Origin of the sequence: Embleya sp. NPDC005971, from assembly GCF_040629175.1 — a bacterium.
GTDB lineage: Bacteria > Actinomycetota > Actinomycetes > Streptomycetales > Streptomycetaceae > Embleya.
Genome location: NZ_JBEXUX010000012.1, coordinates 30,725 through 54,158, shown reverse-complemented (window position 1 = coordinate 54,158; position 23,434 = coordinate 30,725). Strand labels below are relative to the sequence as shown.

The 23,434-nt window shown below is 70.5% G+C and carries 20 protein-coding genes; 12 read left to right on the top strand and 8 right to left on the bottom strand.

The window, feature by feature from the left end; genetic code table 11:
- Positions 1–32: 32 nt before the first annotated feature.
- Both ABZ374_RS13390 and ABZ374_RS13385 read left to right on the top strand, forming a co-directional pair.
- Entirely contained in the window at positions 33–1,235 is a 1,203-nt protein-coding gene (locus ABZ374_RS13390; protein WP_360310259.1) for a lipid-transfer protein, read from the top strand.
- A gap of 393 nt (positions 1,236–1,628) precedes the next feature.
- Positions 1,629–2,021: a hypothetical protein gene (locus ABZ374_RS13385; protein WP_360310257.1), complete on the top strand. Its 393-nt coding sequence runs from the start codon at positions 1,629–1,631 to the stop codon at positions 2,019–2,021.
- Between the two features lie 34 nt (positions 2,022–2,055).
- Here ABZ374_RS13385 and ABZ374_RS13380 read toward each other — a convergent pair whose 3' ends face one another.
- Positions 2,056–3,342 (bottom strand): NYN domain-containing protein, encoded by a 1,287-nt coding sequence (locus tag ABZ374_RS13380; protein ID WP_360310480.1) that lies wholly within the window; start codon positions 3,340–3,342, stop codon positions 2,056–2,058.
- A gap of 193 nt (positions 3,343–3,535) precedes the next feature.
- Here ABZ374_RS13380 and ABZ374_RS13375 point away from each other — a divergent pair, with 193 nt between their 5' ends.
- The gene (locus ABZ374_RS13375) at positions 3,536–5,218 is read left to right on the top strand and encodes a long-chain-fatty-acid--CoA ligase (RefSeq protein ID WP_360310255.1); all 1,683 of its coding nucleotides are present in this window, start codon (positions 3,536–3,538) and stop codon (positions 5,216–5,218) included.
- A 73-nt stretch (positions 5,219–5,291) separates the two neighbouring features.
- Here ABZ374_RS13375 and ABZ374_RS13370 read toward each other — a convergent pair whose 3' ends face one another.
- The 4 genes from ABZ374_RS13370 to ABZ374_RS13355 all read right to left on the bottom strand — a co-directional run bounded on the left by ABZ374_RS13370 (position 5,292) and on the right by ABZ374_RS13355 (position 8,497).
- Positions 5,292–5,639 (bottom strand): helix-turn-helix transcriptional regulator, encoded by a 348-nt coding sequence (locus ABZ374_RS13370; protein ID WP_360310253.1) that lies wholly within the window; start codon positions 5,637–5,639, stop codon positions 5,292–5,294.
- 255 nt (positions 5,640–5,894) lie between these two features.
- On the bottom strand, positions 5,895–6,545 hold the full coding sequence (merB, locus tag ABZ374_RS13365) for an organomercurial lyase (protein ID WP_360310251.1): 651 nt from the start codon (positions 6,543–6,545) through the stop codon (positions 5,895–5,897).
- Positions 6,542–7,537 (bottom strand): EamA family transporter RarD, encoded by a 996-nt coding sequence (gene rarD, locus ABZ374_RS13360; protein WP_360310249.1) that lies wholly within the window; start codon positions 7,535–7,537, stop codon positions 6,542–6,544. The genes merB and rarD overlap by 4 nt, the downstream gene beginning before the upstream one ends.
- A gap of 99 nt (positions 7,538–7,636) precedes the next feature.
- Positions 7,637–8,497 (bottom strand): SDR family NAD(P)-dependent oxidoreductase, encoded by an 861-nt coding sequence (locus ABZ374_RS13355; protein WP_360310247.1) that lies wholly within the window; start codon positions 8,495–8,497, stop codon positions 7,637–7,639.
- A gap of 273 nt (positions 8,498–8,770) precedes the next feature.
- On the opposite strand from ABZ374_RS13355, the gene ABZ374_RS13350 reads away from it, so the two are divergent.
- Complete coding sequence (locus ABZ374_RS13350) at positions 8,771–8,911, top strand: hypothetical protein (RefSeq protein ID WP_360310245.1); 141 nt, start codon at positions 8,771–8,773, stop codon at positions 8,909–8,911.
- A 129-nt stretch (positions 8,912–9,040) separates the two neighbouring features.
- Complete coding sequence (locus ABZ374_RS13345; protein ID WP_360310243.1) at positions 9,041–9,655, top strand: TetR/AcrR family transcriptional regulator; 615 nt, start codon at positions 9,041–9,043, stop codon at positions 9,653–9,655.
- A 231-nt stretch (positions 9,656–9,886) separates the two neighbouring features.
- On the opposite strand, the gene ABZ374_RS13340 is transcribed toward ABZ374_RS13345, so the two are convergent.
- Positions 9,887–11,212 (bottom strand): tetratricopeptide repeat protein, encoded by a 1,326-nt coding sequence (locus tag ABZ374_RS13340; RefSeq protein ID WP_360310241.1) that lies wholly within the window; start codon positions 11,210–11,212, stop codon positions 9,887–9,889.
- Between the two features lie 380 nt (positions 11,213–11,592).
- Between ABZ374_RS13340 and ABZ374_RS13335 the strand changes: the two genes are divergently transcribed.
- The 3 genes from ABZ374_RS13335 to ABZ374_RS13325 all read left to right on the top strand — a co-directional run bounded on the left by ABZ374_RS13335 (position 11,593) and on the right by ABZ374_RS13325 (position 14,679).
- Complete coding sequence (locus tag ABZ374_RS13335) at positions 11,593–12,627, top strand: DUF5753 domain-containing protein (protein ID WP_360310239.1); 1,035 nt, start codon at positions 11,593–11,595, stop codon at positions 12,625–12,627.
- Positions 12,597–12,710, top strand: coding sequence for a DUF397 domain-containing protein (locus tag ABZ374_RS13330; RefSeq protein ID WP_360310237.1), 114 nt, complete (start codon positions 12,597–12,599; stop codon positions 12,708–12,710). Before ABZ374_RS13335 ends, ABZ374_RS13330 begins: the two co-directional genes overlap by 31 nt.
- Positions 12,711–13,113: 403 nt before the next feature.
- Positions 13,114–14,679, top strand: coding sequence for an ABC transporter substrate-binding protein (locus tag ABZ374_RS13325; RefSeq protein ID WP_360310235.1), 1,566 nt, complete (start codon positions 13,114–13,116; stop codon positions 14,677–14,679).
- Positions 14,680–14,740: 61 nt separating this feature from the next.
- Here the strand turns inward: ABZ374_RS13325 and ABZ374_RS13320 are convergent, their stop codons facing one another.
- On the bottom strand, positions 14,741–15,442 hold the full coding sequence (locus ABZ374_RS13320) for a PaaI family thioesterase (protein WP_360310233.1): 702 nt from the start codon (positions 15,440–15,442) through the stop codon (positions 14,741–14,743).
- A gap of 149 nt (positions 15,443–15,591) precedes the next feature.
- On the opposite strand from ABZ374_RS13320, the gene ABZ374_RS13315 reads away from it, so the two are divergent.
- From ABZ374_RS13315 to ABZ374_RS13300, 4 genes are all read left to right on the top strand, one after another.
- Positions 15,592–16,452 carry a MaoC/PaaZ C-terminal domain-containing protein gene (locus ABZ374_RS13315; protein ID WP_360310231.1) on the top strand — a complete coding sequence of 287 codons (861 nt, stop codon included), beginning with the start codon at positions 15,592–15,594 and terminating at the stop codon, positions 16,450–16,452.
- A 463-nt stretch (positions 16,453–16,915) separates the two neighbouring features.
- Complete coding sequence (locus tag ABZ374_RS13310; protein ID WP_360310229.1) at positions 16,916–17,992, top strand: Zn-dependent alcohol dehydrogenase; 1,077 nt, start codon at positions 16,916–16,918, stop codon at positions 17,990–17,992.
- Positions 17,993–18,140: 148 nt separating this feature from the next.
- The gene (locus tag ABZ374_RS13305) at positions 18,141–19,070 is read left to right on the top strand and encodes a 3-oxoacyl-ACP reductase (protein ID WP_360310227.1); all 930 of its coding nucleotides are present in this window, start codon (positions 18,141–18,143) and stop codon (positions 19,068–19,070) included.
- 135 nt (positions 19,071–19,205) lie between these two features.
- Entirely contained in the window at positions 19,206–20,354 is a 1,149-nt protein-coding gene (locus tag ABZ374_RS13300; RefSeq protein ID WP_360310225.1) for a hypothetical protein, read from the top strand.
- A gap of 60 nt (positions 20,355–20,414) precedes the next feature.
- On the opposite strand, the gene ABZ374_RS13295 is transcribed toward ABZ374_RS13300, so the two are convergent.
- A partial coding sequence (locus tag ABZ374_RS13295; protein WP_360310223.1) for an ATP-binding cassette domain-containing protein occupies positions 20,415–23,434 on the bottom strand: 3,020 nt, incomplete at its 5' end.

Below are 23,434 nucleotides of genomic sequence, written 5' to 3'. Positions count from 1 at the left end.
CGTTCCGCATTCGTTCAGTGGGAGTTCGCGACATGGCACAAAAGGCATTCATCGTCGGCGTCGGCATGACCAAGTTCGAGAAGCCGGAGAGCCGCGACTGGCAGTACTGGGACATGGTCAAGGAGGCCGGCGACAAGGCCCTGGCGGACGCGGGCGTCGGCTACGACCTGGTCGAGCAGGCGCCGGTCGGCTACTGCTTCCAGGCGTCCACCGCCGGGCAGCGTGCGGTGTACGAGCTGGGTCTGACCGGGGTGCCGGTCTACAACGTCAACAACAACTGTGCGACCGGCTCGTCCGCGCTGATGATGGCTCGTCAGTTCGTCGCCGGTGGGCTGAACGACTGTGTGCTCGCGATCGGCTTCGAGAAGATGAAGCGCGGCTCGCTCGGTGGGGGCGGCGAGGGCGACTTCTCCACGTCGCCGGTCGCCGCGCACTACAAGATCATGGGCGACGCGCACGGGTTCTCGATGACCGCGCCGCCGACCGCGCAGATCTTCGGCAACGCGGCCCGCGAGCACATGGCCCGCTACGGCACCACCGCCGAGCAGATCGCGCACGTGGGCGTCAAGAACCACCGGCACTCGGTGAACAACCCGTACGCCCAGTTCCAGGTCGAGTACTCGCTCGAAGAGGTGCTCGGCGCCAAGGAGATCCACGCGCCGCTCACCCGGCTCCAGTGCTCGCCCACCTCGGACGGCGCCGCCGCGGCGCTCGTGGTCAGCGAGCGCTTCGTGCGCGAACACGGCCTGCAGGACCAGGCGATCGAGATCGTCGCGCAGTCGATGACCACCGACACCGAGGAGAGCTTCGCCTCGAAGTCGTGCATCGACGTGGTCGGCAAGCCGATGTCGGCGGCGGCCGGTCGACAGGTCTTCGAGCAGTCCGGGCTGGGCATCGAGGACGTCGACGTGATCGAGCTGCACGACTGCTTCTCGATCAACGAGATCCTCACCTACGAGGCGCTGGGCATGTGCGGCGAGGGCGAGGGCGGCAAGCTGGTCGCCGACGGCGCCACCACCTACGGCGGTCGCTGGGTGGTCAACCCGTCCGGCGGGCTGATCTCCAAGGGCCACCCGCTCGGCGCCACCGGCCTGGCCCAGGCCGCCGAGGTGAGCTGGCAACTGCGCGGCCTCGCCGAGGGTCGCCAGGTCGCCGACGCCAAGGTCGGTCTGACGCACAACATCGGCCTCGGCGGCGCCGCGGTCGTGGGGCTGTACCGCCGCGGGCAGTTCTAGGGCTTGCCGGTCCGCCGTCCGTGGCCGTGTTCGTCTCGGTCACGGCGGCGGACGGTGCTCCCGAGGCGGCCCCGGTCGGGTCGTTCCGGGGGCCTCGGGTACGGGATTGAGTACGCGGGCTCACGCGACGGGGCGGCGTCGAGAGCCAGGGTGGAGCTGTTCCCGAGGCCCCGACGAAAGTGAAACCCCGTGTTCCCGAAGCGAGTTCGTGCGGTGGTCCTGGCAGCGGCGCTGATGGTTTCCGGCGCGGGATGTGGGCTGGGCAGTGCGTTCGACATGCCGAAGCGGTCGACCGAGCCGGCGCCGGTGCACAACGTCGAGGAGATGCGGCGGAACGTTTCGGGATATGCGTCGGACATCACGGGGTGGATCGGTAACGGACCCTTCGAGGCCGTGTCCACGAAAGTGTGGTCGGATCCGGTGCAGTGCTACGACGACTGGGCCGCGGGCGGATCCGGGGTCGAGAGTGTGTTCCGGGTGCCGCTGGCGGGCCCGTCGCACCCGGACGCCTACGAGCGGGTGCGGGCCGGGATGCGGGCGCGCGGGATCGACATCTGGTTCGACGGGGCGGGCGGACCGGGACCGGCTGCGGTGCTGAACGCGAGTGACCGCAAGAGTGGCTATGGGCTTCGGCTCTTCTCGGCGCTCGTTACGCCGGATCGGCCGGTGTCCGACGCGATCGTGATCGAAGTCACGTCGCCGTGCTTCACCGCGGCGGGGGCGTCGGTGCCGTCGTCGACTCCGACGTCCGTTTCGACGTCGGTTCCGCCGACTCCGACGTCCTGACGGGTGCGGTGCGGGACCGCACCCGTCGGTGGGGTCAGGTGCCGTTGACGCCCGGGACGGTGGTCAGGTCGGGGGCGATCAGGGTCGGGGCGGCGGGGGTGCCGTGCAGCCACTCGGTGAGAAGGGCGCGTTCGGTGTCGTTGAGGTAGAGGCGGGCGTTGGCGCACAGGGTTTCGACGTTGCGCAGGAAGGCGTCGGCCAGGTCGTCGGCGGAGGCGACCGGGTGCGCGGTGGAGGACCAGTAGCCGGAGTAGACCAGCCCGGTGGTCACGAACGCGATCGCCTTGCGGGCGATCGTCTGCATGCGTTCGGCGCATCGGTCGCGGACCGCGCCCGAGGTCTGGTTGCCCTGGAAGCCGTTCTCGCTGACCTCGGCGTGCAGTTCCTCGAAGAGCACGTGGTACTCCTCCGGGGAGAGCCGGGGTGCCCCGGTGACCGTGGCCACCCGGTCGATCAGGTCGCGGACCGGCTCGCGCACGTGGTCCATCCGGCCCTGGCCGTTGGGGCGGGCCGAGGGCGCCTGATGTCGGGTGCGGTCGTAGATGTAACCCGGTGGCACCCGGCTGATCAGCAGCTTCTCGTCGCTGCCCTGCTCCAGCATCAGTTCGAGCAGGGACGAGAAGGTGGCCGCCCCGCCCCAGCGGGTGCGGGTGACCTGTTCGCGGCCGACCTGCTGGAGCACCGAGTGGGCCAGCGTCGCGAGCACGATCGGCTCCTCGGATCCGCCGAGTTGCGCGCGCACGTGTGCCATCACCTGCTCGCGCACGCCCTCGTCGGCCGGCGCGACGTCGATCTCGTCGCGCAGCGCCCGTTCGATGAACTCCTGGTCGCTGATCACCACGTCGCCCGCCGCGACGTACGCCTGGGCGGCCGGGCCGCTGGCGATCACCATGGTGCGCCGATCGTGGCTGCGCAGTCGCAGCAGCACGGGCGTGAAATCCGCGTCCGCGCTCATGATGATGACCTCGTCGAAACGGGTCGAGTGCTGGAGCGTATCCAGGACATCCATCACCATGTGGATGTCGGCGCTGTTCTTGCCCCGCCCCGTCAACGGCGGGCAGTCGATCACGCGAAAGGCCGACCGCGTGAAGAAGGCCCGGTAACGGTCGTGCATGACCGGGTTGAGATAACAGTTGCGCACAAGCAGGGATCGGCGCAGGCCACGCTCGATCGCCTCGTTCTCCAACCACTCCAACCACTGGGAGGGCTTACGGGCGAAAATCTCCGCCGAAGCCCGATCCGTCTCACGCAGCCCGCTGTAAATATTGTCAAAGTCAAGAAAAAGCGCGCTGCGAATTCTGCCTGGTATGCCCGAATCCATACTCATGTCCATGCCTGCCTCCCCCGATGCGTACGGCTTCAATCTGTCCGACGCGTCACGTGTGGGCAAGCGAGACCACCTACGCCCCGATTTCGATCTTGGTCGTCTTCCGATCCACGCGCACCCGGGTTAGGTTGCGAAGCGAAAGCTTGATCGTGCCATGTACGTGTGTCTGTCCGTCAGGAGTCGTGCCGTGTCCGGACGTTGGAGCACCACCCTGGACGTACTACTGCGTGAGCGGGCCGCGGATGCGAGCCCCGGGCTCCGCCACGAGGACCGGGTCTGGTCGTGGGCCGAGGTGGTCGCCGAGTCGGCCCGGCGGGCGGCCCTGCTGCGCGCGCTGCGGGTCGAGGGTCGGCCGTGGCACATCGGGGTGATGCTGGAGAACGTGCCGGAGTTTCCGCTGCTGCTGGGCGCCGCGGCGCTGTCCGGCGCGGTGATCGTCGGGCTCAATCCGACCCGGGTCGGCGCCGAACTCGCCCGCGACATCGACCACACGGACTGCTCGCTCGTGATCACCGACGCCGCGCACCTGGCGCAGCTCCGCACTGCGGCGCCGGACTTCCCGGCGGACCGGCTGCTGTGCGTGGACGACGCGTCCTGGGCGGCGGCGCTGGAGCCGTACGCGGGAGCCGAGCCGCCGGCCGAGCAGCCGAGCGCCGACGACACCTTCATGTTGATCCTCACCTCCGGGACCACCGGACACCCCAAGGCGGTGATCTGCTCGCAGGGCAAGATCGCCGTGCAGGGGGCGAGCGTGGTGGACCTGGAACGGCTCACCGGCGCGGACGTCGCGTACTGCGCGATGCCGCTGTTCCACTCCAACGCGATCGTCACGTGCTGGGCGCCGGCGGTCGCCTCCGGGGCCGAACTGGTGCTGCGTCGACGCTTTTCCGCGTCCGGCTTCCTGCCCGACGTGCGGCGCTTCGGGGTCACCTACGCCAACTACGTGGGCAAGCCGCTGTCGTACATCCTGGCCACGCCCGAGCGTCCGGACGACGCGGACAACTCGCTGGCGCGAGTGTTCGGCAACGAGGGCGGGCCGCAGGACGTCGAGCGATTCGCCCGGCGGTTCGGCTGCACGGTGCGTGACGGGTTCGGCTCGACCGAGGGCGGCCTGTCGTTCCAGCCGGTCCCGGGCATGCCGCCGGGTGCGCTGGGGCGGCCCAACGGCGAGATCCGGATCCTGAACCAGGACACCCGCGAGGAGTGCCCGCCGGCGGCCTTCGACGCCGAGGGCCGGATGACCAACCTGGAGGCCGCGGTCGGCGAACTCGTCAACATCGGCGGTGCGGGTTCCTTCGAGGGCTACTACAACAACCCGGCGGCGACCGCCCAGCGCATGCGCGAGGGCTGGTACTGGAGCGGCGACCTGGCCTACCGGACCGAGGACGGCCTGGTCTTCTTCGCCGGCCGCAGCGGGGAATGGCTGCGTGTCGCCGGGGAGAACTTCGGCGCGGCGCCGGTCACCCGGATCCTGTCCCGGCATCCGGACGTCGCGGTGGCCGCGGTGTACGGCGTGGCCGACGAGGCGGCGGGCGACCAGGCGATGGCGGCCCTGGTGCTGCGCGAGGGCGCGAGCTTCGAACCGGCGCGGTTCGCGCAGTGGTTGACGGCGCAGTCGGACCTGTCCGGGGCCTGGCACCCGCGCTACGTCCGGATCGCCGCGACGCTTCCGCAGACCAGCACGAACAAGATCCTGACCCGGGTCCTGGTCCGCCAGGCCTGGTACACCGGATCCGACGAACTGTGGTGGCGCGAGGGCAGGGACGGCCCGTACCGACCCTTCACCGAGGCGGACCGCAAGACCCTGGAGACGGCCTTCGCCGACCGGGGGCGGGCGCATGTGCTGGCGCTGCTGGATCGGGAGGGGTAAGGGCGGGCCGGGGTCGGTCGGAGCGTCCTGTGCCGTCCTGGGATACCGCAGGCGGTCGACGACCCGAGACGCCTCAGGCGCTTCGAAGGTCGCCGTGAGGGACGAAGACGGCGGTGGTGGAGTCGTCCACACCGAAAACGACATTGAGGTCCGCCTGTAGAGCGCGGGCCAAACGGTGCAGCACGGGGGGAGTCGGCATGGTGCCGCCGCCTTCCACCCGGGAGATCGCCGCCTGGTGCATCCCGGCGCGTTCTGCCAACGCCGTCTGGGAGAGGCCCAGTTCGGTGCGTCGGTCGTAGACGGCCTGGCCGAGAGCGAAGGCGGCGCCGGCCGCGTCATATGCCGCCTGTTGGGCTGGATCGCGCTCGGCGTCGCGTTCCCAACGGGCGTGGCCACCTCGGATCGCGTGACGGGCTTCCATGATCAGTCCTCCTGAGCGCCGGCCTACCTGCTGTAGATGTGCGTTGCCGCACTGTGCGTCGTCTCGCATTCGTGCAGGGCGCGCCGGGAGCGCTCCACTTGAGCTGTTTCGACTATCCGGGTCTTGGCAAACACGGTCGGTAGGATGATTCGACGCCCGGGCGCGAGCCGGTATGTGATGATCGAGTCCTGGATGCGACGTCGGACGATGGCGGCAAGGAGCCGGGTCGCGCGGTGCGGCGTCGTCCGGGTGCGCTCACAGGCCCCAGAAGCGGCCTTCCAGGCCCACCGAGGCGAAGTAGGTCGCGGCCGAGGACGGGTCGCGGCGTTCGTAGCCCCGGTGCAGGCGTCCCTCGTACCAGTGCTCGGCCAGCCGCCACAGCCTGGTGAGGTCCAGGACGTAGCCGCGTGTCTGGCCCGTGTGGGCGAGCCAGTCGTCCACACAGCCCTCGTCGCAGAACAGTCGTTGATTGCCGCACGCGTGCACCACGTCGTCCCACAGCGTGGTGATCGGCACCAGGAAGTGCGCCACCTCGTCGCCCTTGGGCGGTTGTTCGGTGCCCACGGTCCAGGCGAGGGCCCGCTCGCAGCCGGGGCAGCGGGTCGCGACCAGGACTTCCTCGCCCACCAGGTGCGGCACCGCGAAGGAGTCCCACGCGCAGCCGCCCCACCACAGCGTGCGCGGACCCATCACCGAGAAGCCCAGCGGCACCGCGCTGAACGGGTGTGCCATCACGATCGCGCCGTCGCGCAGCACGATGTGTCGCTGCTCGTGCAGGGCCCACAGCCCCGCCCGCACGGTCGCCTCGGAGACCCCCAAGGTCATTGCCAACTCCGGGTCGGACGGCGCCCGTCCGGTCTCGGCGAAGCCTCGGTAGACCGCCAGGCGCAATTGCTCGACGCTCACGAGGCCACCTCCCGCTCGGGCTCGGGCACGACCGTGATCGGGGCCGCAGTCTTCGGGGCCGGTTCGGCGGCGCCTGCGGCCTCGGGCACCCGCGCGGTCGGGATCGTGGCGACCCGATTGCGCCGGGACTGGCGGATCGCGTCGTAGGTGAGCACGGCGAGCGCCGTCCACACCAGGGCGAAGCCCGCCCACCGCGCGGCGGGCATCGGCTCGTGATAGACCGCGACTCCGATCCCGAACTGGATGATCGGGGCCAGGTATTGCAGCATGCCGATCGTGCTCAGCGGCACCGTGTTCGCCGCCACCGCGAAGCACAACATGGGGATCACGGTGATCAGGCCCGCCGTCATCAACATCAGCGCCTGGGGCGTGCCCTCGTGCCCGAACGTGCCCTCCCCGGTCCAGGCCAACCAGGTCAGGTAGCCCAGCGCGGGCAGGAACATCACGGCCGTCTCGATCGTCATCGAGTGGGTCGCGGGCAGGTTCATCCGCTTCTTGATGTAGCCGTACGTCGCGAACGAGCAGGCCAGGGTCAGCGCGATCCACGGCACCCGGCCGTAGGCGACGATCAGCACCACCACCGCCGTGACGCCCATCCCCACGGCGGTCCACTGGATCGCCCGCAACCGCTCGCCGAGCACCACGACACCGATGCCGATCAGCACCAACGGCGTGATGAAGTAGCCCAACGAGGTCTCCACGACCTGGTCGTGGTTCACGCCGTAGATGTAGGCGCCCCAGTTGATCGAGATCATCACGGCCGCCAGCGTGACCGTGACCAGCTTGGCCGGCGTGCGGACGATCTCGCGGATCCACGACCACTGCCGCAGTGCGGCGAGCAGGACGACCATGCACAGCAGCGACCAGGTCATCCGGTGGGCGAGGATCTCCACGGCGCCGGCCGGCTTGACGTGCGGCCAGTAGAGCGGGAAGAGGCCCCACATGGCGTAGGCCGCCGTGCCCAGGAGCAATCCGCGTCGTTCTGAACCCATGCCGCCGACCGTACTGGCGAATTGGCCTGCCGTCAGGAGCCAATCCGGAATGAGTGGATTCACCACGCCCGGGCGCGCCCCCGAGGCGTGCTCCGGGGCTCAGTCGCCCTCGCGGCTCAACGCCTCCCATCGGGTGTACTCCTCCCGGCGGGCCCGGTCGAGCTCGGCGACCATGTCGAAGGCCGCGCCGCCGAGGATGATCCGGCGTGGTGGTTCGGGCAGATCGACGACGCGCAGCAGGACCGCCGCCGCCTTGGCCGGGTCGGCGTCCTTCGATTCGCCCCAGATCTGCGCCAGTTCGGTGCGCAGCGGTGCGTACGCCTCCTTCTCGGTGGTCATGGTCAGGCCGTGGGTGAACAGCGCCGTCTCGTAGCCACCGGGCTGGACCAGGGTCACGTGCACCCCGAAGCCCGCCGCCTCCATGGCCAGGGCGCCGGTCACGCTGTCGAGGGCGGCCTTGGCCGCGCTGTACAGACCCGTGGACGCGAAGCCGACGGCGGAGCCCATCGAACCGATCTGGAGGATGTGCCCCGAACCCTGCTCGCGCAGGTGGGGGATCACGGCCTGGCTCACCCACAGCGCGCCGAAGAAATTGACGTCGAAGTGCGCCCGGGCCTGCTCCTCGGTCACCTCCTCGATCATCCCGATCAGGCTGACGCCCGCGTTGTTGACCACGATGTCGAGCCGACCGAAGGCCGCGACGGCGCGGGCCACGGTGCGGAACACCGCGTCGCGATCGGTGACATCGAGGGAGAGGGCCACGAAGCGGCCGTCGTACTCGGCGGTGAGGTCGGCGAGCGGCCCGACATCGCGAGCCGCGCCGACGACCCGATCGCCCGCCGCGAGCGCGGCCTCGGCGAAGGCGCGCCCGAGACCCCGGGACGCACCGGTGACGAACCAGACGCGGGGTTCGCGGTCGGTGGGGTCGGTGGTGGTTGTGGTGAGGGCGGCGGTGGTCATGAGGGTGGGCTCCTGTGCTTTTGCGGGGTCGGAACGGGCACTGCGTTCGGATGGTGTCGGCGAGACGGTTCGCGAAGTCGTCGGGATCTCGCTCACCTCGGTCGACAGCCGGACGAGGTCGCCGTGCGGCGGTCGGTCCGCACGGGTCGCGGGGCGGCGATCCGCGACCCGGCGATCCGCCCTTCGCGCCGAGGGCGCGGCCCGGCGGGTGTTGCGGGTGCGGCGAGGCCCCGGGCGGCGGCAGCCTCAACGGTGATTCGCAGACCGGTCCCGGTGGTGGTGCGCACGTCGACGACGGAGAACGTGTCGGATGCGGATGCGGATGCGGATGCGGATGCAGAGGTGGAGGTGGTGAGCGGTGCGGCGGAGGCCGGGGTGCGGAACAAGAGCGACAACTCCTCGGAGATGCGATGACGTGCGTTATGCGGGATCAATGCCAAGTGAGACGAGACGGTTCGTCTCGCTTCGAGATTCAGCATGCACCGTCCGCGACTCCAAGTCAAGACGAGACGGTTCGTCTCGCAGATCGGCTATGCTGTGCCCATGACCACCGACAACACCGATGCCGGCACCGCCGCGAAGCCGAACCCGTCCCGCCGCAGCGAGCAGTCCCGCCGCGCGATCCTGGCCGCCGCCCGCGAGTTGGTCTCCGAGGTCGGCTTCGCGAAGCTCTCGATCGAGGCCATCGCGGCGCGCGCGGGAGTCGGCAAGCAGACCATCTACCGGTGGTGGGGCTCCAAGGGCGAGGTCGTCTTCGAGGCGTTCCTCGCGCTGAGCGACCCGGGGGAGGGCATCGTGCTGCCCGACACGGGCGACGTCGAGACGGACCTGCGGCATCTGATGCGCGAGACCGTCGCCGAGTTCGCCGACCCCGCGTTCGAAGGCCCGATCCGCGCCCTGAACGCCGAGATCATCAACGACCCCAAACTGGCCAGGCTCTACCACGAGAAAATGGCCGCCCCCGTCGACGAAGCCAAAAAGGAACGCCTCCGCAGCGCCCAACGAGCCGGCCAGATCGCCCCCGACCTCGACCTCGACCTGGCCCTCGAACTCCTCTACGCCCCCCTCTACCAACGCTGGCTACTCCGCTCCGGCCCCCTCACCCAGGACTACGCCGACAGCCTCGTCGCCCTGACCCTCAAGGCCCTGCGCCCCTGACCGACCCGCGAACCGCCGACCCACGACCGGCAAGGGCGCGCCACGGGCCGCCGGGACGGGCCAAGGCCACGCCGTCGTCGAGGCTGCTCGTCCGCCGCGCTGGGGCCGCGCTCGGGGCGGTTGCCCACGCTCTCGTCGGATGGCGTGTGGCCGATCCTCGGTCGTGGGCGTCCCAAGGCGCGCCGTGGTTCCTCGACGTGAGGCGGGCTCGTGGCCGGGCGCGGGTTCCGGTCAGACGGCCACGGTGCCGGTCCACGGGGGCAGGGCGGCAATGGCCTCGGCACGGGAGAGCGCGGTGGTGATGGCTTCGGCGACACGTCCCCGGCCGATCAGCAGGGAAGCCAACGTGGTGACGTCCCTCCTGAGCGCGTCGACAGTGGTCAGCACCGCGATGGCCTCGTCCACGCGTCCCGCGTCGGCCAGGAGCGTGCCCAGGGGGTTCGCCAGGTACCAGTCGCCGACCTTGGGATGCGCACTCAGAATGGCGATCGCCTCGTCTTTCCGGCCGCAGTAGGCAAGCAGCTTGACGCGTTCGAGGAACAGCGCACCGTCCCGACCGCATGCCCGCCGGGCCACGTCGTCGAGGAACGCGAACGCCTCCTCCACCCGCCCCAGGTCGACCAACCGCGTCAACAACACGCTTACGACCCAAGCGAGTTCGGCTCCCGAGGTCGGCAATACGCGCAGTACCTCGATCGCCTCCTCGATCCGATCCAGCCGCGTCGACAACTCGGCCGATCTTGCGGCCACTTCGAACTGCCCACCTCGTGCCACGAAAGGCCGCAGCGCCTCGTCGGCCTCGGCCACCCGCCCCTGTTCCTCCAGCGCGTCGGCCATCCGCCAGGCAACCCACGTGTCGTCGCACTCCGGCAACTCCCGCAACTCGTCCCATCGATCGTGGCGGACCAGCATGTCGGCGAGGCCCTCCAGCACGTCGTGGTAGACGGCGCCCTCGTGATGGACGTAGGCCCGCAGTAGCGCCATCGCCTCCTCGACCCGCCCGCGTCGCTCCAGCACCCGGGCCACCGAACCCACGACGTCCCACCCCCGGGTGGACCACGTATCGGCGGCAACGGTGGGCAGGAGGGCCGCCACCTCCTGCTCCCGACCACACCCTGCGGTCGACTCGACCAGTGCCTCGGCGATGTTCCGGTCCTCGGCGCGCGGCCCCAACAACGCGATCACCTCGTCGACGCCCCGCCGCGCCAGTAGTCCGGCCAGTCGGCGCAGTGCGTGGCCGTCCCGTGCGTCCACGAGTGGGCGCACGAGAGCGATCGCCTCGTCCGCACGCCCCCATGCGTCCAGGAGCCCGGCAGCGGTCCCGACCGCCTCCCACCAGCCACTGCGGACGAACGGCGCAAGGACCTCCAGGCCGGCATCGCGCCGGCCCTGCCCGATCAGGACGTTCGCGAACTCCCGCGCGCAATACCAGCCCCAGTCGCCCGCACGCCGGCGCACTTCGCCGAGATGGCCGTGCTCGACGAGCAGCGTCGCCACCTCCGGCGGGATCCAGCCACGGCAGGTACGAAAGCGTCGGTCGAGCTCGGCGGCGTCCACGACGACGGACCCTGATCACCGGCGAGCGATCGCGACCTCTCGGCCGCGTGCACCGACGCTCACGCCCAACGGAGAGCCCGCCGGCCTGTCCGCAGCGGGGGCGACAAAGCCGCAGCCTGGACGAACCGGATCGGCCAAGGTCGCGCGGCGCCGGGCTTCGCGGGCCCTGCACGACCGCAACTTGGCCGTGCCGAGGGAGCCGGGTCCGGACCATGAGGGGGCTGGGCGGATGGGTCGGGGCGGCGACGCAGGGGAGGAACGGCTCTGGGTGAGCCGTGCCGGCGCATTGTCACCGTCTGCCGTCTGTGAAATATCGTGAACCGACTAAATCGGCCGATCAAGGTTGTTACCGTGTGTTTGGTGACCACCTTGGGGGCGTTGTGAAACGTTCGATCCAGCCGGGCAATCCGGTATTCGTCGCCGCGCGGCACCAGCGTGGGTGGCACTCGCAACAGCGGCTCGCAGACGCGTTCGAGCAGCGAGCCGCCGAATGCGGATTTCGCATCGCCGTCAGCGTGCGGCAGGTGCGGCGCTGGGAGAGTGCCGAGCCGCCGTGGCCGTCGAGCGAATATCAAACGGTTCTGGAGTCGCTGTTCGGATTGCCGCTGACCATGCTGGGCTTCTCGCCACCGGTCGGCTCGCGCCGGTTCGAGGACGAGGTTGCCAGTGCACAGGTGATCGACATGGTCGAGGGCCTGCACGAGGGCGAGCAGTCCGGATGGTGGCGGACCGACCCGAGTGAAGGTTCCGGTGCCCGCGTCGATCGCCTCGTCCGGGTGGAGCAACGGGCGATCGTGACGCGGGCATACGCATCCAGCCTGATTCCTGGTCCTCTTCAGGTCTATGAATATGCGGTAGCGGCGATTCGCGCTTATTTGCCCGCACTGCCCGAGGACGAGGTGATTCAGCGAGCGCAAAGGCGCACCGAACGACTGGGCGACTTGCAAGCGCGTCCCGAGGGATCACGCGCGCTGTTGTACATAATTGACGAGCCTGTCCTGCATCGTCCCGTGGGCAGCCAAGCGATCCTGCGAAAGCAACTCGCGCATCTGCTCATCACGGTGTCCGCGCTGCCTCATGTTCAACTTCAGGTACTGCCGTTGTCCGCCGGCGGTCATCCGGGTATGGCCGGGCCGTTCACGATCTTCGACTTCGGGGATCGGCGCGTGGTGTATGTCGAGGCCCTTACCGGGGCTTCGTGGTCTTCTCGGCCGGCCTGTCTCGCTGCGTACTCGCTCGCCTACGATCGACTCCAAGCAGCAGCGCTTACTGCGGATGAGTCGATGCAACGTGTTGCGCAGAGGCTCGCGGAATTGGAGACGGCATGGATGCTCGCGGGCGATGGAAGATCAGCAGTCACAGCGGAGGAGAAGACTGCGTCGAGGTGGCGTCCCTGGGAGCCGCTGTCGGAGTGAAGGACAGCAAAGTCGCCGATTCACCGGTGATCACCGTCAACGCGGCTGCGTGGGCTCGTCTTGTAGAGCGCGCCGGCCGCTGACCGACACCATCGGAGTGGACCTCGATCGACCGTCGGGACGTTCAGTCGGCCATGGTCGGACCTTCACAAGGTCCTTGTGTCGACGGCGGTCCGTTCGGTGTGTCCGGGAACAGGTAAGGGCAACGTGGCTGCGGTGAGTCTCCCGAACGGCTTCCGGTAGCCCTGCGACGCGCCCCAGCCCCCATGGTGGACGGTTCCTGACGGAGCGTCACTTCGATCGGTGGATTTTGGGGATTGGGGCTGCGGTACCGTCACGGACGGTGCCGAATTGTTATTTGACGGACCGTCAGATTTCTCCATACCGTGGCCGTATATCCACGTCTGGATCAAGGAATCGACGCCACCCCGCTCCCGGGACGGCGTGCCTTGTGCTTCCCGAACGCAGGAGCGTCCCGTGCGAACCGTGAACTCCACACCCTTCAAAACCCGCCTGCTGCGCCGCTCCGGCGTACTGGCGGGCCTCGTCGGCCTGACGCTCGGCGCCACCGCGTGTGGTGGCGACGACGACTCCGGCAGCGGAGCCTCCGGCTCGATGACGGTGCTCATCACCCAGGAGGCCAAGGGCATCGACCCGATCATGACCACGGTGTCCTCCCTCACCGGCGGCAACCAGGCCGCGGCCGTGTTCGACATGCTCTTCTGGATCAACCCCAAGACCGGCAAGGCCGAACCGCAGATCGCCGAGAGCGCGACCGCCGGCGAGGGCAACTCGGTCTGGACGATCAAGCTCAAGCCCAACGTCAAGTTCTCCGACGGCACCGCGCTCGACGCCGAGGCGGTCAAGTTCAACTGGGAGCGGCACGCCGACCCGGCGAACAAGTCGGTGCAGTTCACCGCCGTCAAGGGGATGAAGTTCGACGCGGTCGACGCGCAGACCGTCAAGGTCACGCTGCCCGCGCCGAACGCCCACTTCGACCTGGTCGTCGCGCACAACCTGGCCTTCATCGGATCGCCCACCGCGATCCGGGCCGACCCGAAGCTGTTCGCGCAAAAGCCGGTCGGCGCGGGGCCGTTCAAGCTCAAGACGTGGATGCGCGACTCGCAGCTCACCCTGGAGCGCAACGCCTCGTACTGGGGCCAGGGCAAGCCCGCGCTCAAGGAATTGATCTTCAAGCCGGTGATGGACCAGAAGCAGCGCCTGGCCGCGCTGTCCTCGGGTCAGGCCCAGCTCATGACGACGGCGCACTTCCCGTCGACCGAGCAGGCCAGGAAGGACGGCATGACGGTCACGCTCGATCCCAAGAGCGGCGGCTTCATGACCATGTTCGACACGTCCAAGCCGCCGTTCAACGATCCGCGTGCGCGCCGCGCGTTCGCGTTGATCATGAACCCGGAGGACCGCAACCAGACCATCCAGGGCTCGCCGGGGCAGACCCTGAAGAGCTGGTTCCAGCCCGCGTCGCCGTTCGCCAACCCGGACGCGGTGTACGCGACCAACAACCGCGTCGAGGGGCAGAAGCTGCTCGACGAACTGGCGGCCGAGGGCAAGCCGTTGAGCTTCACCTACACGACCAACAGCAGCGCGAGCGCGCGGATGACGGCCGAGTACTGGCTCACCCAGATCAACGGCATGAAGAACATCACGATGAAGACCGAGTTCCTGGAGGGCGCGGCCTACATCCAGAAGGTGCTGATCAACAACGACTTCCAGGCCTCGGAGTTCGTGATCACCTTCGACGAGCCGGAGCCGGTGTTGTACAACTTCACCCACTCCAAGGGCTCGGAGAACCGCACCAAGTGGAGCAACCCCGTCGTGGACAGGGCGCTCGACGACGCCCGCAACAGCGATGACCCGGCGGTGCGCAAGGCCGCCTACCAGAGCGTGCAGGCGGAGATCGTCAAGGAGGTTCCGTTCTTCTCCTACGAGAAGTCCTTCGCGGCGGCGGTCCAGGGCAAGAACAGCAAGATCGAGGGCCTGTCGCTGTTCGAGGACGGTCTGATCCTCTTCGACCGGATCGCGCTCAAGTAGTCGCCGGCACAAAAGTGACACCACGTCAGGGACGCACCCACCGTGCGTCCCTGACGCCGTGTCAGGCCCGCGACGGGCGGATGAACAGCGCCTCGGCCTCGGCTACCAACTCGCCCTCGGCGTACGACCGGGCGGTGACCCACGCCTTGCGTCCCTCCACGCGCGAGACGCCCGCCTCGTAGTCGATGCGCGTGTACAGCGGCGTCGCCCGACGCATCCGCACGGTCAGCCACCCGGTCATCCCGAGCACCCCGGAGCCGGATTGCGCGCAGCCCATCACCTCGTCGAAGGCCGCCGCGACATAGCCGCCGTGCACCCGCCCGTACGGCCCCTCGTAGGCGGCGCCGAAGGTGGCGTGCGCCCGGACCAGCGGCCCGTCGCCGGTGATCTGCATCGGCGGCGCGAGCGGGTTCGCCGCGCCCGCGAGCGGGCTGCGTTCGTGCAGGGCCAGATCGCGCGAGTTCGGTGTGCGGTCGCCCACACGAACCAGTGCGGCGATGCGATCGGCCAAATCTGATACATCGTCAGCTACGCTTTCCAGCGTGCTCTCGGCGTCCTCCGGGTCGACCGACTTCACCGCCTCGATCAGGCGGCGGGTCGCCTCGGCCAGCCGGTGCCGCGCCGCGCGTCCGGCGCTGTCCGGCTCCGGTCGGGGGGTCCAGGTCAGCCGCAACTCGCGCAACACGTCGGCCGGTATCGGCGGCGGAGCGAGGGCCTCGTCGGGCTCGCGGATGTCCGTGGGGTCGGGGGCGGCGGCGGTCATGACGGCTCCCGGAGGTGGAGTGGCCCTGGCTTCAGCCGGGCGAATGGCCGATCATTGCATGTAAAAAGAACGAGTTCTAGTTTTGACGGGCCGCCGTCGCAGGTGGCGCCGTCGTAGTACCGAACCGCAGTCACAGTAGAGGAGACGTCATGCCGATCGATGCCGCGAAGGCCACCGGAGCCGAGCCCCGCACGGGTGAGATCGCCTGGTCGAACAAGGACGTGATCCTCTACCACCTGGGCCTGGGCGCGGGCAACCCGGCCACCGGCGCGGACGAACTGCGTTACACGTACGAGAAGAACCTGCACGTCCTGCCGACCTTCGCGACGGTGGCCGGCACCAAGGTCGGCGGCAGCCTCTCCGCGCTGCCCGGCATCGACATCAACCTGCGCGCGGTGCTGCACGGCGGCCAGGAGATCGTCGTGCACAACCCGCTCCCGGCCAAGGCCAAGGGTGTCAAGGCCACCAGCCGGGTCTCGAACGTGTACGACAAGGGCAAGGCCGCCGTGATCGTGCTGGAGTCGTCGGCCGAACTCGAGGACGGGACCAAGCTGTACGACTCCCGCGCCGAGATCTTCGTGCGCGGCGAGGGCGGCTTCGGCGGCGAGCGCGGCCCGGTGACCAAGATCGACGTGCCCGAGCGGCCGGCCGACCACACCATCGACGTGCCCACCAGCGCGGACCAGGCGCTGCTGTACCGCCTGTCCGGCGACTGGAACCCGCTGCACGCCGACCCGGACTTCGCCAAGGCGGCCGGCTTCGACACCCCGATCCTGCACGGCCTGTGCTCGTACGGCCTGACGCTGAAGGCGGTCGTGGACAACGTGCTGGGCGGCGACGTCTCGCGGGTCAAGCGCTACCGCACCAAGTTCGCCGGCATCTTCTTCCCGGGCGAGACCATGCGGATCCGAGTCTGGGAAGAGGACGGCAAGCTGCTGATCAACACCTCCGCCGTGGAGCGCGACGACGCGATCGTGCTCTCCGACACGGTGGTCGAGTACGGCGCCTGACGACACGCGCCGCCGCCGAAGCGGCAAGGCAGGCCGGGGAGCCCCGGGGTCACCCGACCCCGAGGCTCCCCGGCCTGTATCCCCGCCCGGCGCGCTCGGCGGGCGCGGCCCCGTTGCCATGGGGGTGACCTCGATCGCCGGATGACCTTCGTCCGCGCCGAGCATCCGGCCCACGCGGTGAAGCGCTCCCGGCGCCGCCCTGTCCGCCCGCATGCCCCGCAGCCGCGCGCCCGCACCCGCGCTCCCGTCCGCCGTCGCGCCCGCAATCGTGCCGTCCGCGCCCGGATGGCGCGTGCGTTCGACGTTCCGAGGTGTGAGCTTGCCCTGTCCGGGGGTGGATGCCTTTCGCCTTCCCTCGGCGGCAGATACCTTGACTGTGTCATTGGTCTTGAGTCAAAACGAGAACAAGTTATAGTTCTTGACCGGGCCAAGTATTGGTTCGAGGAAAGACGAGGGAGCCCCCATGCGCGCTGCGGTTCTGCACGAGACCGGCCAGGACAAGCTCGACGTCCGCGATGACGTCGAGGCCGTGGGCATGGGCCCGGGACGCGTGCGGGTCAAGCTGCACGCGACCGGCGTGTGCCACTCGGACCTGTCCGCGATGACCGGCGTCCTGCCCCAGCCCGCGCCGTTCGTACCCGGCCACGAGGGCGCGGGCGAGGTGGTCGAGGTCGGCGACGGCGTGACCACCGTCGCGGTCGGCGACCGGGTGATCATCTGCTGGGCGCCGCCCTGTGGCACCTGCAACTACTGCCGCGGCGGCCAGTCCAACCTGTGCCTGGCCGGGTTCATGAACGCCGGCACCCAGAACTTCACCTTCGGCGGCACCCCGTCGTTCGGCTTCACCGGCACCGGCACCTTCGCCGAGGAGGTCGTGGTCGCCGCGCCGTGCGCGGTCAAGGTCGCCGACGACGTGCCGTACGAGATCGCCGCGCTGATCGGCTGCGGGGTCACCACCGGCGTCGGCGCGGTGTTCAACAGCGCGCGGATCGAGCCGGGCGCGTCCTGCGCGGTGATCGGCGCGGGCGGCGTGGGCATCGCGGTGATCCAGGGTCTGCGCGCGGCCGGTGCCGCCGAGATCGTGGCCATCGACCCGGCCGAGTCCAAGCACGTGTGGGCCAAGAAGTTCGGCGCCACCCACGCGATCACCCCGGACCAGGCCGCGGACGCCAAGCGCGACCTGACCGCCGGCCAGGGCTTCGACTACGTGTTCGAGGTGGTCGGCAAGTCGTTCACCGCCCGCAGCGCGTACGACCTGACCCGCCGCGGCGGCGACGTGATCATCGTCGGCGCGGGCGCGATGGACGACAACGTCTCGTTCAACATGTTCGAGCTGTTCTTCGACCAGAAGCGCATCATCGGCAGCATCTACGGCGGCGGCGACATCGTCACCGAGTACGAGCGGATCACCAAGCTGTGGCGCGCCGGTCGACTCGACCTGGAGGCGATGATCACCCACCGCCTGACCCTCGCCAACATCAACGACGCGTTCGACCTGATGAAGAGCGGCGAGTCGATCCGCACCATCGTCACCCTCTGACCGAGCAGCACCCCCGACCCGCAGCAAGCGGTGTCGTCATCCGCGACCCGCCCACCCGACGCAACGGGTGGGCGGGTGGGAGCAACGCATCCCGAGCCGACCGACACGCCACCGCAGCAATCAACCGAGACCCCACGGGAGCACCCGCATGACCACGTCGCTGGATGGCAAGGTCGCCGTAGTCACCGGCGCCGGCCGCGGCCTCGGCCGCGCCGAAGCACTCGAACTCGCGAAGCAGGGCGCGGCCGTCGTGATCAACGACTTCGCCCCCGAAGGCAGCCCCAACCCGGCGGACGACGTCGTCGCCGAGATTGTCGCGGCCGGTGGCAAGGCCGCCGCACACCGCGGTGACGTCTCCGACTTCGACGCGGCGGGCAAGCTGATCCGGCTCGCGATCGACACCTTCGGCTCGATCGACATCGTGGTCAACAACGCGGGCATCCTGCGTGACCGGATGATCTTCTCGATGACGGAGCAGGAGTGGGACTCGGTCCTGGCGGTACACGCCAAGGGCCACTTCAACACCACCCACCACGCCTCGAAGTACTGGCGGGAGAAGTCCAAGGCGACCGGCGGCGCGGTGTACGCGCGGGTGATCAACACCGCGTCCGAGGCGTGGCTGGCGGGCTCCGCCGGACAGCCCAACTACGCCGCGGCCAAGTCGGCGATCGTGGGCCTGACCATGTCCACCGCGAACGCGCTGGTCAAGTACGGCGTGCGGGCCAACGTGATCTGCCCGCGGGCGCGCACCAGCATGACCACGCACGTGTTCGGTGAGAGCGCGAACAACGTCGCCGAGGGCGAGATGGACCCGCTGGCGCCCGAGCACGTCGCGCCGCTGGTCGCCTACCTGGCCAGCCCGGCCGCCGAGCAGGTCACCGGTCAGGCGTTCGTGGTGCACGGCGGCTTCGTCGCGGTGATCGAACGCCCCACGCTCCAGGCCAAGTTCGACTCGAAGCAGGCCACCTTCACGCCGGACGAGCTGGACCAGGTGCTCTCCGCGCACTACGCGGACAAGAAGTTGGGCGCCGGCTACACCGCCGACGACCTGCTCTTCCTCAAGCGCGACCCGCGCTGATTCTCGAAAGGCGGGGCCGGAGGTGGCGGATCACCCCCGGCCCCGCCTTTCGCCCACACCGTTGACACGTGTCGGGACGCGGCCCGCGCAGGGGTCATCAAGCGCTCCCCGTACCGCATCGAGAAGGGGTTCCCCGTGCTGACCTCCGCCGACGATTTCCCGATCCACCAGACCCCCGAGCCGGTGGCCACGCCCGCCACCTCGGACCGCAACGCGTACGACCGCTACTGGTTCAACGGCTACGACCGCGACGGCGCGTTCTACTTCGCGTTCTCGCACGGCCTGTACCCGAACCGCTTCGTCGCCGACGCGCACTTCACGATCAGCGTGGACGGCGTCCAGCACAGCCTGCACGCGTCCCGCCGGGCGCCGCTGGACCGCTTCGACCTCACCGTCGGCCCGGTCGGCATCGAGGTGCGCACGCCGCTCAAGGTGCTGCGGGTGTACGTCGAGCCCAACGAGCACGGGCTGGGCTGCGACCTGACGTTCACGGCGCGCGCCGCCGCGATCGAGGAGGAGCGCACCACCACCCGCAACGGGCATCACGTGATCATGGACTCGACCCGGCTGACCCAACTCGGCGTGTGGTCGGGCACGGTGACGCTGCCCGGCGGCCGGGTCCTGGAGATCGACCCGGCGACCACGCTCGGCACCCGGGACCGCTCGTGGGGGGTGCGGCCGGTCGGCGAGCGCGAGGGCGGTGCGCCCAAGCCGTTCAACCCGATGTTGTGGTTGTGGACGCCGATCCACTGGGACGACGAGGTCAGCCTGTGGGCCTCGTTCGAGCGGGCGGACGGGCACATGTACCACGTGGACGGCAAGCGGGTCGCCGCGACACCGCTGGGCGCGCTGCCCGACCCGGCGGCGGTCCCGGTGCCCGAGGACGAGCCCGCGTTCGAGAAGTTGACGCCGCATCACCACGCGCTCACCTGGGTCCCCGGCACCCGGCGGATCCAGGGCGGCGAGTTCCACATGACCGACGGCGCGGGCGAGCCGTTCGCCTACCGGATCGAGCCGATCGGCAGCCGCGGGCTGCTCGCGGGGCTGGGCTACCTGCACTCCGAGTGGGGGCACGCGGTGTGGCAGGGCGACCTGAAGGTCGGCTACGAGAGCTGGGAGTTGGACAAGGTCGACCCGCTCCAGTTCGACCGGCAGCACCAGCAGCAGGTGATCCGGGTGACCGAACTGACCGGCGCCGGACGGGTCGGGGTGGGCGTGGTCGAGCAGTTGTTCTTCGGCCCGCACGAGCCGTACGGCTTCAAGGAGATCCTCGACGGCGCGTGAGTCGCGGTGGCCGAGGGCGCGCGGGTCGAACCGATCCGGCGTGCCCTCGGCCGGGCCGGCTCAGACCCGGTCCGGGGCGTCCTCCTCGACCCGGGCGGGCTTGCGCTCGAACCAGTCGGCCGGGTCGCCCGGGCGGTGCTCCCACGCGCCCACCAGGTCGCGGTACAGCGGGGATTCGGCGAGCAGTTCGTGGTGGGTGCCCAGGATCGGCCGGTTGCCGTCCATGAGCAGGACGCGGTCCGCGCGACGCGCCGAGTCGATCCGGTGCGCGATCACCACCAGGGCGCCGGCGCGGGTGGCGAACGCCGCCTCGGCCAGTGCCTCGGTGGGCGGATCCAGATGGCAGGTGGCCTCGTCGAGGATCACCAGACGCGCGGGGGACAGGTACGTGCGGGCCAGCGCGATCAGTTGGCGCTCACCGGCGGACAACGTGCCCGGGTCGGCCAGGTGCGCGTGGTAACCGCCGAGGCGGGCGACCAGTTCGGCCGCGCCGACCAGGCGCACCGCGCGGTCCAACGCGGCGCGGGTGACGTCCGGGTCGAGGTAGCTCAGGTTCTCGTGCACGGAACCGGCGAAGACGTACGCCTCCTGCGGGACCACCGCGATGGTGCCGCGCCCGATGGCGGCCCCGGGCCGGCCGGCGAGCGAGACGGTGCCCTGATCCGGGGGCAGCAGGCCGGCCAGCAACGCGGCGAGAGTGGACTTGCCGATGCCGCTCGGGCCCACCACGGCCAGGTGTGAGCCGGGTGGGACGGTCATCGACAGATCACGCACGACCGGCTCGGCGTACGGGCCGTAGCCGAAGGTGACCCGGTCCAGGACCAGGGCGAACGGGGCGCCGGGAACGAAGTCGTCGGGGTCGGCCGCGTCCGCCGCGGTGCGGGCGGCGGGCACCGGCGCGGGAGCCGCGCCGCCCGTCCGGGCCAGTCGACCGGCGACCACGAGCAACTCCAGGAACCAGCCGCCCACGGTCGCGGTCGCGGCGCGTACGGCGGGCTCCAGGTGCTGGGCCAGATACAGCGCGGCGCCGGCCACCTCGCCGGTGCTCAAGGTGCCCTGTCGGACCAGCCAGGGCGCGGCGAGCAGCACGGCGAGCAGCGGGAGGTGGCCGCCCAGCGCGACCACCAGCAGACGCACCGAGGAGGCGCGGGCGAGCAGCTTGGCGGCGCGCGCCTGGGCGTCCGCGGCGGCACCGAGTTCGGCCACCACGCGGTCCTGCGCGCCGCACGCGATCACGTCCCGGAGGCCGGCCACGGTGCGGCCGGTGCGGGTGGCGATCTCCTCGTCGGCCAGCACCAGCGCACGCCGGCGTCGGGCCAGCGGTGGCAACAGGCGGACGAACAACCACGCGGCGAGACCCAGCGGGATCAGTACGAGGGGCAACAACAACGGTGCCAGGACGGCGAGGCCGAGCAGCGCGGCCACGATCGTCACGCCCAGTTGGCGCAGCGTGCGCAGCAGCGAGGCGGTGAGGTTGCGGCAACTCTCGACCTGCTCGGTCAGCCGGGCCACCGCCGCCGCCGCGTGCCGCCCCGCGTCCGGGCGCCCGGACGTCGCGTCGAGCACCGCCTCGGACACCACCCGGCGTACCAGCGTGTCCCGGATCGGCTCCACCACGGCGGCGAGGTGCGGGAACATCGCGTACGTCGCGGCGGCGCGGATCAGCATCGCCAGCGCGAGTACGCCCAGCAGCACGAACCCGACGCCGAGTCGACCGGCCAGGAACCCGCGATCGAGCGCGGCGGCGAGCAACGCACCCGACAGCAGCGCGGGAACGCCCTCCGCCACGGACCACCCCAGCACATGCAGCAACGGCTCCCGCCGCTCCCGTAACAGCCCGACCAACAGCGCCTGTCCGGCCCGCAGCCCACCCCCGTACGGCCCGGCACTGTGCCGCCGCCGAGGCGCCGCCGACGGCTTGCCCGCGTCCGCCGAGCGCCCGCCACCGACGCGGGCGCCCCTGGCGAGGCCACCCCCGCGCACGGCCCGTCGCCGATGCCGCGCGGCCGCACCGGCACGCGTCGGCGCAGCAACCGAGGCCGCCACCTCGACCCGCACCCACCCGGCCCCACTCGCGGCGGTATCGACCGGCACCGGCGACACCGGCTCGCCATCGCGAGTCGGATCGTCCGCGGCCGAAGACGGCGGAAGGGCCCCATCCACCGCCGACTCGCCACCCACGTCACCGGGAACCGCTGCCGACGCGGCCCCGGGGACCTGTCGCGCCGCCGGTTTGCCCCGCCCCGCCCGCCGACGCCCGCGGCCGCGCCCCCGGCCCGAGCCGGCATCCCCACCCGCCGCCCGGCCGGGAGCCTTGGCCGCGTCGTCCGTGCCGGATTCCGGGCCCGAGCCGGGGACCTCCGCCGCGCAGTCCCGACCCTCGGGGACGGACGCGGAGCCCGAGTCCGCCCCGGGGCCGGGAGCCGCCGCATCGTCCCGCCCCGGCGAGACGGCCGCCGAGCCCGAATCCGGCCCGGGACTCAAGCCGACCCACACCACTCCCGAGCCGGGAACGTCGGCGGCGCCACCCACATCCCGGACGGCGCCCGCCGAGCCCCGACCCGGCCTCGGCCTCGCATCCGCTCCGACCACGCGCCTGCGCATGATCCGGCCGAGGACTTCACCCGACTCCCAGCCGGACTCCGAGCCGCCGTTGCTCCAGGCCACGAATCGCCCTGCGCTCCGCCCGGGCGCCTGGGCCGCGTCACCCACGCTCGGGATGGCCTCCGCCGAGTCCCGGTCCGCCTCGGATTCCGGGCCCGGCTCGGTGACCCGCCGCCGAGCGCCCCGACCGAGGACCGTCCCCGCGCTGTCCCGGCCGTCGTGGCCGCGCGGCGAACTGCGCTCCGCCTCGGGTTCGGTGTCGGCCCGTGCCACGTGTCGCTCCGCGCTCCGGTCGGGGGCTTCGTCGGCCGCGCGGCCCGTCTTGCGGCGGGTGTCCGCCGAGTCCCGGTCGGCCTCGGGTGCCGTGTCGGCCCGTGTCACGTGTCGCTCCGCGCTCCGGTCGGGGGCTTCGTCGGCCGCGCGGCCCGTCTTGCGGCGGGTGTCCGCCGAGTCCCGGTCGGCCTCGGGTGCCGTGT

Bases quoted from the DNA above. Each gene is read 5' to 3' on its own strand.
- ABZ374_RS13390 (WP_360310259.1), top strand. From the start codon at position 33: ATGGCACAAAAGGCATTCATCGTCGGCGTCGGCATGACCAAGTTCGAG.
- ABZ374_RS13305 (WP_360310227.1), top strand. From the start codon at position 18,141: ATGACCACGTCGCTGGATGGCAAGGTCGCCGTAGTCACCGGCGCCGGC.
- ABZ374_RS13380 (WP_360310480.1), bottom strand. From the start codon at position 3,342: ATGGATTCGGGCATACCAGGCAGAATTCGCAGCGCGCTTTTTCTTGAC.
- ABZ374_RS13320 (WP_360310233.1), bottom strand. From the start codon at position 15,442: ATGACCGCCGCCGCCCCCGACCCCACGGACATCCGCGAGCCCGACGAG.
- ABZ374_RS13310 (WP_360310229.1), top strand. From the start codon at position 16,916: ATGCGCGCTGCGGTTCTGCACGAGACCGGCCAGGACAAGCTCGACGTC.
- ABZ374_RS13315 (WP_360310231.1), top strand. From the start codon at position 15,592: ATGCCGATCGATGCCGCGAAGGCCACCGGAGCCGAGCCCCGCACGGGT.
- ABZ374_RS13355 (WP_360310247.1), bottom strand. From the start codon at position 8,497: ATGACCACCGCCGCCCTCACCACAACCACCACCGACCCCACCGACCGC.
- ABZ374_RS13345 (WP_360310243.1), top strand. From the start codon at position 9,041: ATGACCACCGACAACACCGATGCCGGCACCGCCGCGAAGCCGAACCCG.
- ABZ374_RS13370 (WP_360310253.1), bottom strand. From the start codon at position 5,639: ATGGAAGCCCGTCACGCGATCCGAGGTGGCCACGCCCGTTGGGAACGC.
- rarD (WP_360310249.1), bottom strand. From the start codon at position 7,537: ATGGGTTCAGAACGACGCGGATTGCTCCTGGGCACGGCGGCCTACGCC.